This is a genomic window from Ruegeria sp. Ofav3-42 (assembly GCF_022347725.1).
Classification (GTDB): Bacteria; Pseudomonadota; Alphaproteobacteria; order Rhodobacterales; family Rhodobacteraceae; genus Ruegeria.
This window is the reverse complement of record NZ_JAKRGB010000008.1, coordinates 141,403-154,962: the sequence shown is the minus strand read 5'-3', so window position 1 is coordinate 154,962 and position 13,560 is coordinate 141,403. Positions and strand designations below refer to the sequence as shown.

Below are 13,560 nucleotides of genomic sequence, written 5' to 3'. Positions count from 1 at the left end.
CGCCTGTTTCAAGCAATCAGCCGGGGCCAGATGGCCGCGTTTCGGCGCGCAAATGCACCGATGTGGCCAACCTCGGTCAAGCCGAACTCCTTCGGCGACAGTTGATGCCTGCGCGCCTTAGGACCGTAAAGATCGGCAAGTCGCCAAACCGCGTTCGGGGGCACCACTTGATCGTCGTCCATTGTGAACAGATCAACGGGTGCTTCCGACGCGGCCCATCTGGCTTCTGGCAGGCTCTTGCCAATGTCCGGCACGTAGTTCAGCGCGTTGGTGCACCATTTGCGCCATTGCCAGTAAACACTGGCGGGCAGATCAGAACCGAAACCCAGCGCCTTACCCGGCAAGTATCCCAGTGCTTTCACCAACAATGGCGGGTGACCATACCAGAACATTGTCGCCAGCGCGCGGTACGGCCAGGGGTGATCGGATAACGTGACCAACCCCGAGCAGACACAGATCATCCGATCAATCTGCTCGATATCCGGCTGAATCGGCCCCAGCATTCCACCGACCGAATGGCCGATGCTCCACTGCTTGGCGACTGGGAATCTTCGGCGCATTTCAACCCGAGCGGCGGGCATATCGATCAGGGCCCAATCGGCCATCGTAGCCTTCGAATCGCGCAGCCGGGCGGTCAGCGAATGACCAAAGCCACGATAGTCATAGGTCAGGCAGGCCATCCCCTGTTCCGTCGCCAGCCAATGCGCAAAATGTTGATAATAGTCGCGCGGAACCCCTGTGGCGCCGTGGATTACAATCGCCACGTCCGGCGTCGATGCAGGCATGTACAACCGCGCCGACAGGCTGGCCGAACCGGCGTCAAACTTGAAATCTTCGGTCAAAACGACCGGAGTGTCGTCCAACATAGCGCCCTCGCAAGCATCTGAACTGTTCGGTTCACCTGTTGCAATCGGCGCTTTTCGCAGATCAAAGTCAATAGATTTCCAAAGTGACCACACGTCCGTTTCGAGCGGCAAAAAGAGCCTGCTTGACTCAAGCCACCTACAACCGCTAGCGATGGCGTGATGGTTCTCGTCCTCATATTGGGGCGGGATGAAAAGGGAACACGGTGCGGTCCAGCCCGGCAATGCCGGAACGGACCAAGGCCGCGACTGCCCCCGCAACTGTAAGCGGTGAGCAATGCCGAAACACCACTGGCCGAAAGGCTGGGAAGGTCGGCAAAGCAACGACCCGCAAGTCAGGAGACCTGCCATCGAAAGAAAAACCGAAACTCGGGCGGGGTGTCCGGGCAGGTCTTCAGTTCGCTGAGACACCTGTTCCACGTCCCCTGTCCATCGCGCGGAGGGCGCAGCATGATCTGGAAGACAACGACGCACGAGTTTTCTGCAACCATGTGCCAAAAGACGGGCAAAAACTGCCCCGCACTGGCCCGAATGGCCCGCGCGATTGCCGAAGCAATGGCGACGGCAAGCCCGGTAACCACCAGTGAATTCGAAATGGATGGCTCAAGCGAACTGACTCATTGCGGCGAAGGATGCACCGCCCTGTTTCGGGCCAGCCCATCCCGGATTAGGGTTTATTGTGGGGCAAACACGAACGACTCGGCGGACAAGCTGGATGACTACGCGGACATGATGTTCGGCTCTGGTATCGCTTCGCTGCCCACCGGTGTCTTAACCACGTTGCCCTGCGCCATGCTCCAGGCATCGGCTCTTGCGCCGCGCCCATCGCAACAGTTCGTTCAGCAGGCCACGACCTGATATTGGATCACCGATCGCCTTGGGTCGGCTTCATGGCCCAGGCCATCTGCTGATCCGTTTCCACCGCACAAGGCCGGGCTGAACGCAACCGGCTGAGTGCGTGATTCGACTCTTCACCATTTTCAACCATAAGCCTGAGGGCAACCATCCCCGATCGCCCGCAACCGCCCCGGCAGTGCACCAGAATACGCCCACCATCTGACAAAACCTGTCGGGCAGTTACGCTGGCCTGGGGCCAAAGGGCTTCGATTTCCGGCGGCGGCGCTCCGAAATCCTCGACCGGCAGGTGCAGCCAGACCGCAGACCCGGTTTGGACATCCGGACCAAAGCCGCCCGCCCCGGCTTGCTGCATCTCGGTCTCAGTCGTCATGGAAATCACCAGATCAGGGCGCCAGTCGTGAATCACTTTCAGATCGTCGGCATACCTTCCGCCACCGCCAGGCAATGGGGACAGCGCCAAGGTCCCCGAACCAGCCCGTAGCGCGTAAATTGCAAAATCTGCCAAGATTTACGTTCCTTCTGGCAACGGTCACTCGACCCTGCCGATTGGTTTATCGCCCCACCCGATGCAGTCCAAACCCAAATTCCTCACAGCCTGCTGTGGACGCGGGCGGCGCAGGTCTCTACGCTGCATTCCTGATACGAATCCGACAGAGCAGACATGACCGAAACGCCCAGCCCCGCCTATCAGGTTCTTGCCCGCAAGTACCGCCCCGAAACCTTTGCCGATCTGGTTGGACAGGACGCAATGGTGCGCACGCTGAAAAACGCGTTCGAGGCGGATCGGATCGCGCAAGCTTTCATCATGACCGGCATTCGCGGCACAGGTAAGACCACTACGGCCCGGATCATCGCCAAGGGCATGAACTGTATTGGCCCTGATGGTGAAGGCAAACCGACGACCGAACCCTGCGGCCAATGCGAGCATTGTGTGGCCATCATGGAGGGCCGCCACGTCGACGTCATGGAAATGGACGCCGCCAGCCGGACCGGCGTGAATGACATCCGCGAGATAATCGACAGCGTTCGCTATCGAGCGGCGAGCGCACGCTACAAGATCTACATCATCGACGAAGTTCACATGCTCTCGACCAGTGCCTTCAACGCACTGCTCAAGACGCTTGAGGAACCGCCCGAACATGTGAAGTTCATCTTCGCGACAACCGAAATCCGCAAAGTTCCAGTGACGGTTCTGTCGCGCTGTCAACGGTTTGACCTGCGCCGGATCGAACCCGAAGACATGATCGGTCTTTTGAACAAGATCGCTGCCGCCGAAGGCGCCCAGATCGCAGAGGATGCGCTGGCGCTGATCACCCGCGCGGCCGAGGGCTCGGCGCGTGATGCAACCTCGCTGCTGGATCAGGCAATCTCGCATGGTGCGGGCGAAACCAGCGCCGATCAGGTGCGCGCGATGCTGGGCCTTGCCGACCGGGGCCGGGTGCTGGACCTGACGGACATGATCCTGCGTGGCGATGCGGCGGGGGCATTGACCGAATTGAGCGGTCAATATGCCGAAGGTGCCGATCCGCTAGCTGTGCTGCGCGATCTGGCCGAGATCACCCATTGGGTTTCCGTCGTAAAAATCACGCCCGATGCAGCCGAAGACCCGACCGTTTCGCCCGACGAACGCGCGCGGGGACAGCAAATGGCCGAGGCTCTGCCCATGCGCGTTCTGACGCGGATGTGGCAGATGTTGCTGAAAGCGCTGGAAGAGGTCTCTGCCGCACCCAACGCAATGATGGCTGCCGAAATGGCCATCATTCGCCTGACTCACGTGGCCGATTTGCCCAGCCCCGAAGAGCTGATCAAACGGCTGCAGGACGCGCCGCCACCCCCGCCGAACGGAGGTCCAGGAGGCGGAGTGTCCGCGCCGTCTCATGCACCAGTCCATGCCACGTCTTCATCCTATGTTGCCGCGCAACGCGGGCCTGCGGGGGCACCAACGGCAGCTCTGGCGCAAGACATCCAAACGGCTCTGGCGCGCTATCCGACATTTGAACACGTGGTTGAATTGATCCGGACAAACCGGGACGTCAAACTGCTGGTCGAGGTCGAAAACGGCGTGCGCCTTGTGTCCTATCAACCCGGACGGATCGAGTTCACGCCCACAGACAACGCGCCGACCGATCTGCCTCAAAGGCTGGGTTCGGCTTTGCAACGCTGGACTGGCAACAGGTGGGCCGTTTCGATCGTGGCGGACGGCGATGCCGCGACGATTGCCGAAGTGCGCGACGCGGCTGACCTCGCGCTAAAAGCGCAGGCCGAACAGCATCCTTTGGTCCAAGCCGTACTCATGCAGTTTCCAAAGGCGCGGATCAAAAGGATCGAAACCCCTGAAGAACGCGCCGCCAAGGTCGAAACCGAAGCCCTTCCCGAAGTCGAAGACGAATGGGACCCGTTCGAAGAAGACTGATCCGCGCTCGCGAACTGGAAAACTCCCGCGCCCGCCACGGGCTATCGGCTTGCGCCGATCACCCTAAGCAGCCTTGGGCCCGGCAGCGCGGGCAGAGCCCGCGCTGCCGGGCCCAACGGGAGGAAAGGTCTTGCCAAAGACCTTGACGACCGGCGGGAGAACCTCTCCCCTTGTACCATGCCGATAGCCCTCGTATTTAAGCGGCAAACCGATTTACAGGAGAATAACGATGCTCAAAGGACTCGGCGGTCTGGGCGACATGGCCAAGATGATGAAATCTGCACAAGACTTGCAGACCAAGATGACCGATATGCAGGAAGAGCTGAACAACATCATGGTTGTCGGCGAATCCGGTGCAGGTCTGGTTAAAGCCACCGCCACAGCAAAAGGCGAGCTGAAAGGTCTGGATATCGACCCGTCGATCTTCAACGGCGACGACAAGGAAGTTGTCGAAGACCTTATCCTGGCCGCCATCAAGGACGCACAGACCAAAGCGGCGGATCGCTCTCAGACAGAGATGGCAAAACTGACCGAAAGCATGGGTCTGCCCGCAGACATCAAGCTGCCGTTCTGATAGAAACTCCTGACGACCTAAAGGCCGGGCACCCAAGCCCGGCCCTTTTGCAGGAGCACGCGCGGTGAGTTCGAACAGCGACATCGACAATCTGATCGACCTGATGGCCAAGCTGCCGGGCCTCGGCCCCCGCTCGGCCCGCCGAGCCGTTCTGCACCTGATCCGTAAACGCGCCCTGTTGCTGACACCCCTTTCCGACGCAATGCAACAAGTGGCCATCACCGCCCGTGAATGCCTGAACTGCGGAAATGTCGGCACCACCGACATCTGTGACATCTGCGACAGCGAGGACCGCGCAACCGGAGAGCTGTGCGTGGTCGAGGACGTCGCCGACCTCTGGGCGATGGAGCGTGCCGGGGTTTTCAAAGGCCGCTATCACGTTCTGGGCGGAACGCTTTCGGCGCTGGACGGGGTTGGTCCGGACGAGTTGCGCATTCCACGCCTCAAGGATCGGGTGTTGGCCGAGGGGATTTCCGAGGTCATTCTGGCCCTGAACGCCACCGTCGATGGCCAGACTACCGCCCATTACATCGCCGATCAGTTGGAGGGGCAGGTCCGCCTGACCTCACTGGCGCAGGGTGTGCCGATCGGGGGCGAGCTGGATTATCTGGATGACGGGACGATTACGGCTGCTCTACGGGCGCGGAAGGAACTGTAGGCGATTGCAAAGCCGTTACGGCCAGACCACCGCCCGCAAACCTTCGCTGTTTCTCGGTATTACGCACTCTGGCAGGGACGCCGCCTTACTCCTCGTCATCCAGAGGCGGGTATGTCAAACGCAACGCAATACCATGGAAATAAAAAAGAAAGATCGGCAACAACGAAAACGTGGCGATACGTGCCCCTAACGGCGCTTCTATTTTGACCAAAGTTTCATTGACGATCAGAGCCAGAAACGCGACAAACGCCTGCAATTTTAGGATATTTGCACGAAACGCGATTGAAACTTTAGTGTCTTTCGGTGTCGGTGCAAATCTATCCAGAAACACTGTATCGCCAGCCGTGCCGCAAACCATAACGATGATGTAAAGCCCGCAATAGATGCTGACTATGCGGTGGCTGATCAAAGGATTCATAAAACATATCTGTACGGCCAGAACACTCAGCCAAATCGTAAGAACCACACACATATTGGTTCTAAGGTCTTTGGCGACCTTTCCCTGCCTGCGCACGGTGGTGGGCAGGATTCGCCAGATCAGAGCCACTTGCGCCAATACGCAAGCCCAAACAAACGACTTGGCTGCCGGGACGCGCAAGAACGTTAAAGCAGTCCAGACGCTGGTAAGCACTAAAGCCGGAAGCAATCGCTGCCAACTTATCAGTGGGAGGTCGCTCACGATCAGCCAGACATATCGGGAAAAGCGTCGCAACGGATCCATGCGGCTACTGAAAGCTCAAATTGCGGCGAAATAACGACGCGAGTGCAAGTAGTTAATCAATTTGCAAAGCAGTCACAACTTGTTGGATTTTTTGCTATTCGACCATACTTGTTTGCCGGTAGAATAGGTGACAACTTGATTTCAAAAGGACTTTTGCGTGCCCCGCCTTCTCGCCGTCACCTTCGCCGCCTTCACCGCAACCGCCGCTCTTTCGCAGGAACTCATCGATAAGGGTTTTGTCGAAGGCTGGAACATCATGATGGACCCCGCGCTCGGCAACGGGTGTCTGATCCAGACAATCTATCAGGACCTCTCGGTCGTACGGCTGGGTTATGACGCGCTGGACAATCGCGGGTATTTCACCGTCTACAACAAGGCCTGGGGCGATATCGAACCAGGGCAGAGCTATCCGATCCGGTTTGAACTGGATGGTCAAAGCTTTGACGCCACCGCCATTGGTTTCAAGCAGGATCGAGTGCCGGGCGCGACGGTGTTTTTCACCGACCGCAACTTCGTGAATGCTATTGCTAAGAACAAGACAATGACCGTCTACAACCCGGCGGGTGAGACGGTGATGGCGATTGATCTGAATGGCACCGCCAAAGCGCTGGAATATGCGCGGGACTGCCAGAACAAGAAACTCTAACGAATCGGATCGAACAGGGCGTCCTTCGCCGTACAGTCGCGGATCACGTCTCGGCCACAGGGGACAGGTTCAAGATCGCGCGACAGGCACAGACGGACCTCTTCGATATACCCCTGCTTGCAGGTCACGGTGATCATGTCGCGTTCGAGGCCGGGATTGGCTTTCACAAAGGCGTCCTCGACGACCGACGCGGGCAGTTTCACCGAAGCATCCAGCTTTCGAAACACCTGCGGCCGCTCAACGCGCTTATAAGCCAGCCGCGACAGTGCGAAGTAGTCGGGCGCGCTGAGGCCCGAGCAGGTGCCGTGCTTTTTCCACTGATGCCACGCCAAACCGGAACTGCCCTGAATATCTGTCATTTCGCGGGTCATGGCGCGCGAGGGCGGTGCCTCGGGCGTGCGGCAATAGGCTGGCCAGCCCTGATGGTACTGAGGCCAGAGACCATGCAGAATCCAGCCGTGGTCATGCCGGGCGTCGCATTGGTCCGATCCTCGCGCGTCGCCTTCGCGGGCGCACCAGTTGGGCGACCAGCTGAGCGACAGGACATAGTAGTCGAACTCGCCCGCCTTTTCCCCATCGGCCAGCACCGCCACAGCACTGAACACCCACAAAACTACCCAGCGCATTCGCCTCTTCCCTTCTTGCCTTGGCGCGACTATATACAGCCCAAGTTCCCCGACAACGGAAACCTGCCCCAAGACCACGGGGCCGCCGAATTCCGGCGACGGGACAGATGTATTTATAGGAGACGGGCTGATGGCAAAACCGCTTATGGCCAAGGCAACAGCCGTATGGCTGGTGGACAACACCACGATCAGCTTCAAGCAGATCGCGGATTTCGTAGGCATGCACGAGCTTGAAGTGCAGGGCATCGCAGATGGCGACGTCGCCGCTGGCGTCAAAGGGTTCGACCCGATTGCCAACAACCAGCTGACGCAGGAAGAGATTGACTCGGCGCAGAACAACCCGCTGCACAAGCTGAAGCTAAAGTTCAACCCGTCCGCCGCTGGCGAAGAAAAGCGCCGCGGCCCGCGTTATACCCCGCTGTCCAAGCGTCAGGACCGTCCAAACTCGATCCTGTGGCTGGTCAAGTTCCACCCCGAACTCAGCGACGGTCAGATTGCCAAGCTGGTCGGCACCACCAAGCCGACCATCCAGTCGATCCGCGAGCGCACCCACTGGAATATCGCCAACATGCAGCCGATCGACCCGGTTGCGCTGGGCCTGTGTAAACAGTCCGAGCTGGACGCGATCGTTCAGAAGGCCGCGGCCAAGAAAGCGGCCGAAGGTGGCGTCATGAGCGATGACGAGCGCCGCAAGCTGGTTTCGACCGAGCAGTCGCTGGAGATGGACGCAGCACCCAAAATCCCGACGGCCATTGAGGGTCTGGAAACCTTCTCGCTGTCCGACGAGCCCGCGGAAGAGAAAGAGGACGAACCGGTCATCGATGCCGACAGCTTCTTTAACCTGCCCAAGGGCGGTGCTGAGGACGAAGACGAAGACGATCTGCGCCCCTAAGGCACAGACAGCCCCGGCCCGAACGGACCGGGGCTTTTTTACGAGAAGACCATGCTGAACCTTCTTTCCAAACTGTTCGGACCGCATCGCGCTGTTTCGATTTACGCTTTTGTGAAAACCTGGGGACTGCCGCTGGTGGGCGGCTTGGGCGTGATCGTGGTTGCCGCAGGGTTGTTGATCTTCAACGACAGCGGCGAGCATGAGCACGAAACCTTCATGACGGTCGATGTCTTGTCGGCTACGCCGATCAACGGTGATCTCAAGAACGGTGTCATCGCTTCGGTCCGACTGCCGGACGGGTCCGCGACTTCGGTAACATCGACTGAGGCTCCGATATCCCAATCGATTGGGACAACGGCCTGTATCGAAAAGCGTGTCTATGTGGACAGCGGCGAAGCGCGGTATCGGTTCAAACTGCCGCGTTATTGCGAAACCGGTTAAAGAAATCCGCCCGGCTTCAAGACCGGGCGGTTTTTGGTTCAGACCATCTGGAACAGGATGCCTGCGATTATGGCTCCGGTGATCCCCAGCCCCAAGTAGGTCGCGAAGACCCGCGGTTTCACCAGCGACCAGACAGCTGCCATCGCCGGGATCGAGCTGACCGCACCTGCGACCATGAAGGACATCGCAGCACCTGCGCTCATCCCCTGTTCGGTCAATCCTGCCAGCAACGGCGGTGCGACGTAGGAGTTCAGGTAAGCGGGCATCCCGACCAGTGCCGCGATGACGATGGGCACAACACCCTCACCACCAACCACACGAGCGATCAGATCGGCAGGGACGTAGCTGACCAGCAGCGCCTCGAGCACATAGGCCAGCGCAAGCCATTTCAGTAGGAACAGCCCGTTGTGGACGAACTCGGACCGGAACCGCTGACGGCGTTCGGGTTCCTGCCAGAACTTCCAGACCGCTTTGCCGTCCTGTTTGGGGCCGCAACCGCATCCAGCCGGTTTGTATTCGCGCAAAGGCTGGGCAAAAGCGCCGCTCCGCATCAGAGCGCGAACAACAAAACCGCCAAACAGACCCAGCGCTACAGCAGCGATGGCTTTACCGATTGCAAACGGCCAACCCAAGGCACCTGCAGTGATCAGCAAGGTCGGTGGGTCGATTAAAGGCGAGCTGAGCCAGAACGCCATGACGGCAGACAGTGGCGCGCCAAGCGCCAGCAATCCGGCAATGAACGGAATGACTTCGCACGAGCAAAACGGGGCGAGCCCGCCAAACAGCGCGGCCAGAAAGATCATCCGCGTCTCGCGCCCTTCGAATGCACGCGCGACCATCACCTCGGCACCCGTCGCTTTGAGGTAGGACAGCAGGAGAACGGCAAACAGAATGTACTGGCCGGTATGGGCCAGCGCTTTGCCCGCAAAGATAACGACCTCGCCCCAGTTGCCGGGGTCCAGAACGGCGACAAGGGCCAGAATGACCACAATCACCGCCCAGGGGGTCTTGATCATGTCGACCACAGCCTTTGTCGAGGCTTTGGGGTTTTGCGTCAACTCAGCCATCGTTCGCGGCCTTTCCTACTTCGTCTGCGCAACATTCGCTGAGGATGAACTGCGCAAGGGATCTCAACTCGTCGTAATTCGCGCGATTGATCGTGGCGCGCCCGATTTTCTCTTGCTCGACGACACCACCGGCCGCGAGGAACCGCAGGTGATGTGCCAACGTCGACGGCGCGATCCCGGTACGATTCTGGATTTCACCAACGGTCAAACCAGCCTGTCCGGCCCTGACCAACGTCTTCAGAACCTTCAGCCGGGCCTCGGACCCCATGGCAGAAAATCCTGCTGCAGCTGTTTCCCACATCCGCTTTCTCCATTAAACTAGATTTCTAGTTATTTAGGCGAGTCGTGATTTCAGATCAACAGCTTTGTTCACGAAATCTCGAAACGGAATTAAGTCCAGATTGCCTTCAATTTAAGTCCACCCTATAAAGCGCCATGGGAATATCAGTCGAAACTTTCTTTCTTGAGCTGAACGGGCAGGGCACTCTGCAGGCGCAGATCCAGCAGATGATCGCCGAGGGCATATTGTCCGGCCGATTCCACGTTGGGGAAAAGCTGCCCTCGTCTCGTAAACTGGCGGCGCATCTGGGGGTCAGCCGTATTACGGTCACGCTGGCTTATACGGAATTGCTGGCCAACGACTACCTTACCGCCAAAGGGCGATCGGGGTATTTCGTTTCGCAAAACGCGCCTGTCCCGCCAAAATACTCGCCCGTCCAGAAGGGAAACGAAAACGTTGACTGGGGTAATGCACTGGCGCGCAGGTTCTCGGACGGCGACGTGCTTTCCAAGCCAAGCGACTGGCGTGAGTATCGGTATCCGTTCATCTACGGTCAGGCCGACCGAAAACTGTTCGACCATGCGAACTGGCGCTTGTGCGCTGTACGTGCCCTGGGTCACAAGGATTTCGCCTCGTTGACCGGGGATTATGTCGATCAGGATGATCCCCTGCTGATCGAGTTCATCGCCCGCCACACCTTGCCACGTCGCGGAATCGCCGCGCGCCCCGAAGAGATTCTGATCACCATGGGGGCGCAGAACGCGTTGTGGCTGGCATCGCGAATCCTGTTGAACCGCAATCGTACGGCCGTAATCGAAGACCCCAGCTATTACGCGCTGCGGGATCTGCTGAATCACTCCGACTGCAAAGTGTCACCGCTGGCCGTCGACCGCGACGGCCTGCCGCCCGACGGGCTGCCGGATGAAACCGACGTTATTTTTACGACCCCCAGTCACCAGAGCCCGACCACCGCAACCATGCCCGTCGAACGCCGGCGCGAGTTGCTGAGACGCGCGCGGGAACTGGACGCGATGGTGGTCGAAGACGATTATGAATTCGAAATGGCCTTTCTTGGTGCCCCCTCTCCGGCGCTCAAATCGATGGATCGGGATGGGCGAGTGATTTATGTGGGCAGTTTTTCCAAGTCGCTGTTTCCCGGATTGCGTCTTGGTTATATTGTCGGGTCCGAGCCCTTTATCCGCGAGGCACGCGCGCTGCGCTCGCTGGTCCTGCGCCACCCGCCGGGCCACATCCAACGCACCGCGGCCTATTTCCTTTCACTGGGCCATTACGATGCCCAGATTCGGCGTATGTCAAAAGCACTGGCGCGGAGGCGGGAAGCGCTGGACGCAGCTGTCGAGCAGCATGGATTAACCGTTTCAGGACGGGGCATTATGGGTGGGTCATCGCTATGGATGTCAGCGCCTGAGCACGTGGACACAACAAAGCTATCCAAGGCACTGCAAAGCCAGGGTGTGCATATCGAACCGGGCGCTCCTTTCTTTGCCCGACGGGACCGACCACGCAACTATTATCGCCTTGGATACTCGTCTATCGCACAGGACCGAATTGCACCGGGCGTGAAACTGATCGCGGACGCAATCCGGACCGCCTAGCGCAGCACTGGACCTATCCCGCTTAACGTTCTGGCCCTAACGCCAGTTCGCCCCATGCGCCAAAACCCTGTGCAAAGGCGGGCATTGTGCCTGTCCCTTTCTTCAATTGTGCGGAGAACACTCAGATGAAAATGACCACTGAAGAGGCCTTTGTTAAGGTTCTGCAAATGCACGGTATCGAACATGCGTTCGGTATCATCGGCTCGGCAATGATGCCAATTTCGGACCTGTTCCCGAAAGCTGGAATCAATTTCTGGGACTGCGCCCACGAAGGTTCGGGCGGCATGATGGCTGACGGCTACACCCGCGCAACCGGCAAAATGTCGATGATGATCGCGCAAAACGGCCCCGGCATCACCAACTTCGTCACCGCCGTAAAAACCGCATACTGGAACCACACTCCGGTTCTGCTGGTCACTCCGCAGGCGGCCAACAAGACCATCGGTCAGGGCGGCTTCCAGGAGATGGAGCAGATGCGCATGTTCGCGGACTGCGTTGCCTACCAGGAAGAAGTACGCGACCCCTCGCGTGTTGCCGAAGTTCTGAACCGTGTGATCATGAACGCCAAGCGCGCCAGCGCACCGGCACAGCTGAACATTCCACGTGACATGTGGACTCAGGTTGTCGACATCGAACTGCCCAAGATCGTTGAGTTTGAACGTCCTTCGGGTGGCGAAGATGCGGTTGCTGCGGCTGCCGAAATGCTGTCGAACGCAAAGAACCCGGTTATCCTGAACGGTGCCGGTGTTGTTCTGGCCGAAGGTGGCATCGCCGCGTCGCAAGCTCTGGCCGAGCGTCTGGACGCACCGGTCTGCGTTGGCTACCAGCACAACGACGCCTTCCCCGGCTCGCACCCGCTGTTTGCTGGCCCGCTGGGCTACAACGGCTCGAAAGCCGGTATGGAGCTGATCTCGGAAGCGGACGTTGTTCTGGCTCTGGGCACCCGTCTGAACCCGTTCTCGACCCTGCCCGGTTATGGCATCAACTACTGGCCGACCGACGCGAAAATCATTCAGGTCGACATCAACCCTGATCGCATCGGCCTGACCAAAGACGTCAGCGTTGGCATCATCGGCGACGCCGCCAAAGTGGCCAACGGCATCCTGTCCCGCCTGAGCGACACCGCTGGTGACGAAGGCCGCCAAGAGCGTAAGGACCGCATCGCCCAGAAGAAATCCGCATGGGCACAGGAACTGACCTCGATGACTCACGAGGACGACGATCCGGGCACCACCTGGAACGAGCGTGCACGTGCCGCCAAGCCTGACTGGATGAGCCCCCGCATGGCATGGCGCGCAATCCAGGCTGCACTGCCGAAAGAGGCGATCATCTCGTCCGACATCGGCAACAACTGCGCCATCGGTAACGCCTACCCGGCGTTCGAAGAAGGCCGCAAATACTTGGCACCTGGTCTGTTCGGCCCCTGTGGTTACGGTCTGCCTGCCATCGTTGGCGCGAAAATCGGCCAGCCGGAAGTACCGGTTGTCGGCTTCGCCGGTGACGGTGCATTTGGTATCGCCGTGAACGAATTGACCGCGATTGGTCGCTCGGAATGGCCTGCCGTGACGCAGATCGTCTTCCGCAACTACCAGTGGGGCGCGGAAAAGCGTAACTCGACCCTGTGGTTCGATGACAACTTCGTTGGTACCGAGCTGGACACACAGGTTTCCTACGCAGGTATCGCCAAGGCTTGTGGACTGAAGGGCGTCGTTGCACGCACCCAGGAAGAGCTGACCGCGGCACTGAACCAGGCGATCGAGGATCAGAAGAACGGCACGACCACGCTGATCGAAGCTCTGATCAACCAGGAACTGGGTGAGCCCTTCCGTCGTGATGCCATGAAGAAGCCTGTCGCCGTTGCCGGTGTTACCGAAGACGACATGACTCCTCAGGCCGGAGCATAAG

15 protein-coding genes and 1 riboswitch are annotated in these 13,560 nt (G+C 59.1%); of the genes, 9 read left to right on the top strand and 6 right to left on the bottom strand.

Features of this window, described 5'->3' with window-relative positions; all coding sequences use genetic code 11:
• Nucleotides 1-8: 8 nt before the first annotated feature.
• Entirely contained in the window at nt 9-866 is an 858-nt protein-coding gene (locus MHN28_RS13700) for an alpha/beta fold hydrolase (RefSeq protein ID WP_239341432.1), read from the bottom strand.
• Between the two features lie 143 nt (nt 867-1,009).
• A riboswitch (cobalamin riboswitch) is annotated at nt 1,010-1,230 on the top strand.
• Nucleotides 1,231-1,313: 83 nt separating this feature from the next.
• Between MHN28_RS13700 and MHN28_RS13695 the strand changes: the two genes are divergently transcribed.
• Complete coding sequence (locus MHN28_RS13695; protein WP_239341421.1) at nt 1,314-1,721, top strand: hypothetical protein; 408 nt, start codon at nt 1,314-1,316, stop codon at nt 1,719-1,721.
• 7 nt (nt 1,722-1,728) lie between these two features.
• On the opposite strand, the gene MHN28_RS13690 is transcribed toward MHN28_RS13695, so the two are convergent.
• Nucleotides 1,729-2,226, bottom strand: coding sequence for a dual specificity protein phosphatase family protein (locus MHN28_RS13690; protein ID WP_239341418.1), 498 nt, complete (start codon nt 2,224-2,226; stop codon nt 1,729-1,731).
• Between the two features lie 156 nt (nt 2,227-2,382).
• On the opposite strand from MHN28_RS13690, the gene MHN28_RS13685 reads away from it, so the two are divergent.
• From MHN28_RS13685 to recR, 3 genes are all read left to right on the top strand, one after another.
• Nucleotides 2,383-4,134 (top strand): DNA polymerase III subunit gamma/tau, encoded by a 1,752-nt coding sequence (locus MHN28_RS13685; protein WP_239341383.1) that lies wholly within the window; start codon nt 2,383-2,385, stop codon nt 4,132-4,134.
• A gap of 229 nt (nt 4,135-4,363) precedes the next feature.
• Nucleotides 4,364-4,708 carry a YbaB/EbfC family nucleoid-associated protein gene (locus MHN28_RS13680; RefSeq protein WP_239341380.1) on the top strand — a complete coding sequence of 115 codons (345 nt, stop codon included), beginning with the start codon at nt 4,364-4,366 and terminating at the stop codon, nt 4,706-4,708.
• A gap of 64 nt (nt 4,709-4,772) precedes the next feature.
• Entirely contained in the window at nt 4,773-5,366 is a 594-nt protein-coding gene (gene recR, locus MHN28_RS13675; RefSeq protein ID WP_239341360.1) for a recombination mediator RecR, read from the top strand.
• A gap of 85 nt (nt 5,367-5,451) precedes the next feature.
• Here recR and MHN28_RS13670 read toward each other — a convergent pair whose 3' ends face one another.
• The gene (locus MHN28_RS13670) at nt 5,452-6,087 is read right to left on the bottom strand and encodes a hypothetical protein (protein ID WP_239341357.1); all 636 of its coding nucleotides are present in this window, start codon (nt 6,085-6,087) and stop codon (nt 5,452-5,454) included.
• A 157-nt stretch (nt 6,088-6,244) separates the two neighbouring features.
• Here MHN28_RS13670 and MHN28_RS13665 point away from each other — a divergent pair, with 157 nt between their 5' ends.
• Nucleotides 6,245-6,733: a hypothetical protein gene (locus MHN28_RS13665; RefSeq protein WP_239341336.1), complete on the top strand. Its 489-nt coding sequence runs from the start codon at nt 6,245-6,247 to the stop codon at nt 6,731-6,733.
• Here MHN28_RS13665 and MHN28_RS13660 read toward each other — a convergent pair.
• On the bottom strand, nt 6,730-7,359 hold the full coding sequence (locus MHN28_RS13660; protein WP_239341319.1) for a ribonuclease T2: 630 nt from the start codon (nt 7,357-7,359) through the stop codon (nt 6,730-6,732). The two genes, MHN28_RS13665 and MHN28_RS13660, sit on opposite strands and share 4 nt — an antisense overlap.
• Nucleotides 7,360-7,489: 130 nt before the next feature.
• Between MHN28_RS13660 and MHN28_RS13655 the strand changes: the two genes are divergently transcribed.
• Together MHN28_RS13655 and MHN28_RS13650 are read left to right on the top strand one after the other, a co-directional pair.
• Nucleotides 7,490-8,251 (top strand): DUF1013 domain-containing protein, encoded by a 762-nt coding sequence (locus tag MHN28_RS13655; RefSeq protein ID WP_239341316.1) that lies wholly within the window; start codon nt 7,490-7,492, stop codon nt 8,249-8,251.
• Between the two features lie 51 nt (nt 8,252-8,302).
• Nucleotides 8,303-8,692: a hypothetical protein gene (locus tag MHN28_RS13650; protein WP_239341266.1), complete on the top strand. Its 390-nt coding sequence runs from the start codon at nt 8,303-8,305 to the stop codon at nt 8,690-8,692.
• Between the two features lie 38 nt (nt 8,693-8,730).
• Here MHN28_RS13650 and MHN28_RS13645 read toward each other — a convergent pair whose 3' ends face one another.
• Complete coding sequence (locus MHN28_RS13645) at nt 8,731-9,759, bottom strand: permease (RefSeq protein ID WP_239341263.1); 1,029 nt, start codon at nt 9,757-9,759, stop codon at nt 8,731-8,733.
• Nucleotides 9,752-10,060 (bottom strand): helix-turn-helix transcriptional regulator, encoded by a 309-nt coding sequence (locus MHN28_RS13640; protein WP_239341261.1) that lies wholly within the window; start codon nt 10,058-10,060, stop codon nt 9,752-9,754. Before MHN28_RS13640 ends, MHN28_RS13645 begins: the two co-directional genes overlap by 8 nt.
• A 134-nt stretch (nt 10,061-10,194) precedes the next feature.
• Between MHN28_RS13640 and MHN28_RS13635 the strand changes: the two genes are divergently transcribed.
• Nucleotides 10,195-11,655, top strand: coding sequence for a PLP-dependent aminotransferase family protein (locus MHN28_RS13635; protein WP_239341258.1), 1,461 nt, complete (start codon nt 10,195-10,197; stop codon nt 11,653-11,655).
• 125 nt (nt 11,656-11,780) lie between these two features.
• Entirely contained in the window at nt 11,781-13,559 is a 1,779-nt protein-coding gene (xsc, locus tag MHN28_RS13630) for a sulfoacetaldehyde acetyltransferase (protein WP_239341255.1), read from the top strand.
• Nucleotide 13,560 lies beyond the last annotated feature (1 nt).

What these genes read in the sequence shown, in the direction of transcription:
- xsc (WP_239341255.1), top strand. Translation starts at nt 11,781, where the DNA reads ATGAAAATGACCACTGAAGAGGCCTTTGTTAAGGTTCTGCAAATGCAC.
- MHN28_RS13695 (WP_239341421.1), top strand. Translation starts at nt 1,314, where the DNA reads ATGATCTGGAAGACAACGACGCACGAGTTTTCTGCAACCATGTGCCAA.
- MHN28_RS13640 (WP_239341261.1), bottom strand. Translation starts at nt 10,060, where the DNA reads ATGTGGGAAACAGCTGCAGCAGGATTTTCTGCCATGGGGTCCGAGGCC.
- MHN28_RS13670 (WP_239341357.1), bottom strand. Translation starts at nt 6,087, where the DNA reads ATGGATCCGTTGCGACGCTTTTCCCGATATGTCTGGCTGATCGTGAGC.
- MHN28_RS13645 (WP_239341263.1), bottom strand. Translation starts at nt 9,759, where the DNA reads ATGGCTGAGTTGACGCAAAACCCCAAAGCCTCGACAAAGGCTGTGGTC.
- MHN28_RS13650 (WP_239341266.1), top strand. Translation starts at nt 8,303, where the DNA reads ATGCTGAACCTTCTTTCCAAACTGTTCGGACCGCATCGCGCTGTTTCG.
- MHN28_RS13635 (WP_239341258.1), top strand. Translation starts at nt 10,195, where the DNA reads ATGGGAATATCAGTCGAAACTTTCTTTCTTGAGCTGAACGGGCAGGGC.
- MHN28_RS13680 (WP_239341380.1), top strand. Translation starts at nt 4,364, where the DNA reads ATGCTCAAAGGACTCGGCGGTCTGGGCGACATGGCCAAGATGATGAAA.
- MHN28_RS13700 (WP_239341432.1), bottom strand. Translation starts at nt 866, where the DNA reads ATGTTGGACGACACTCCGGTCGTTTTGACCGAAGATTTCAAGTTTGAC.
- MHN28_RS13660 (WP_239341319.1), bottom strand. Translation starts at nt 7,359, where the DNA reads ATGCGCTGGGTAGTTTTGTGGGTGTTCAGTGCTGTGGCGGTGCTGGCC.
- MHN28_RS13655 (WP_239341316.1), top strand. Translation starts at nt 7,490, where the DNA reads ATGGCAAAACCGCTTATGGCCAAGGCAACAGCCGTATGGCTGGTGGAC.
- MHN28_RS13685 (WP_239341383.1), top strand. Translation starts at nt 2,383, where the DNA reads ATGACCGAAACGCCCAGCCCCGCCTATCAGGTTCTTGCCCGCAAGTAC.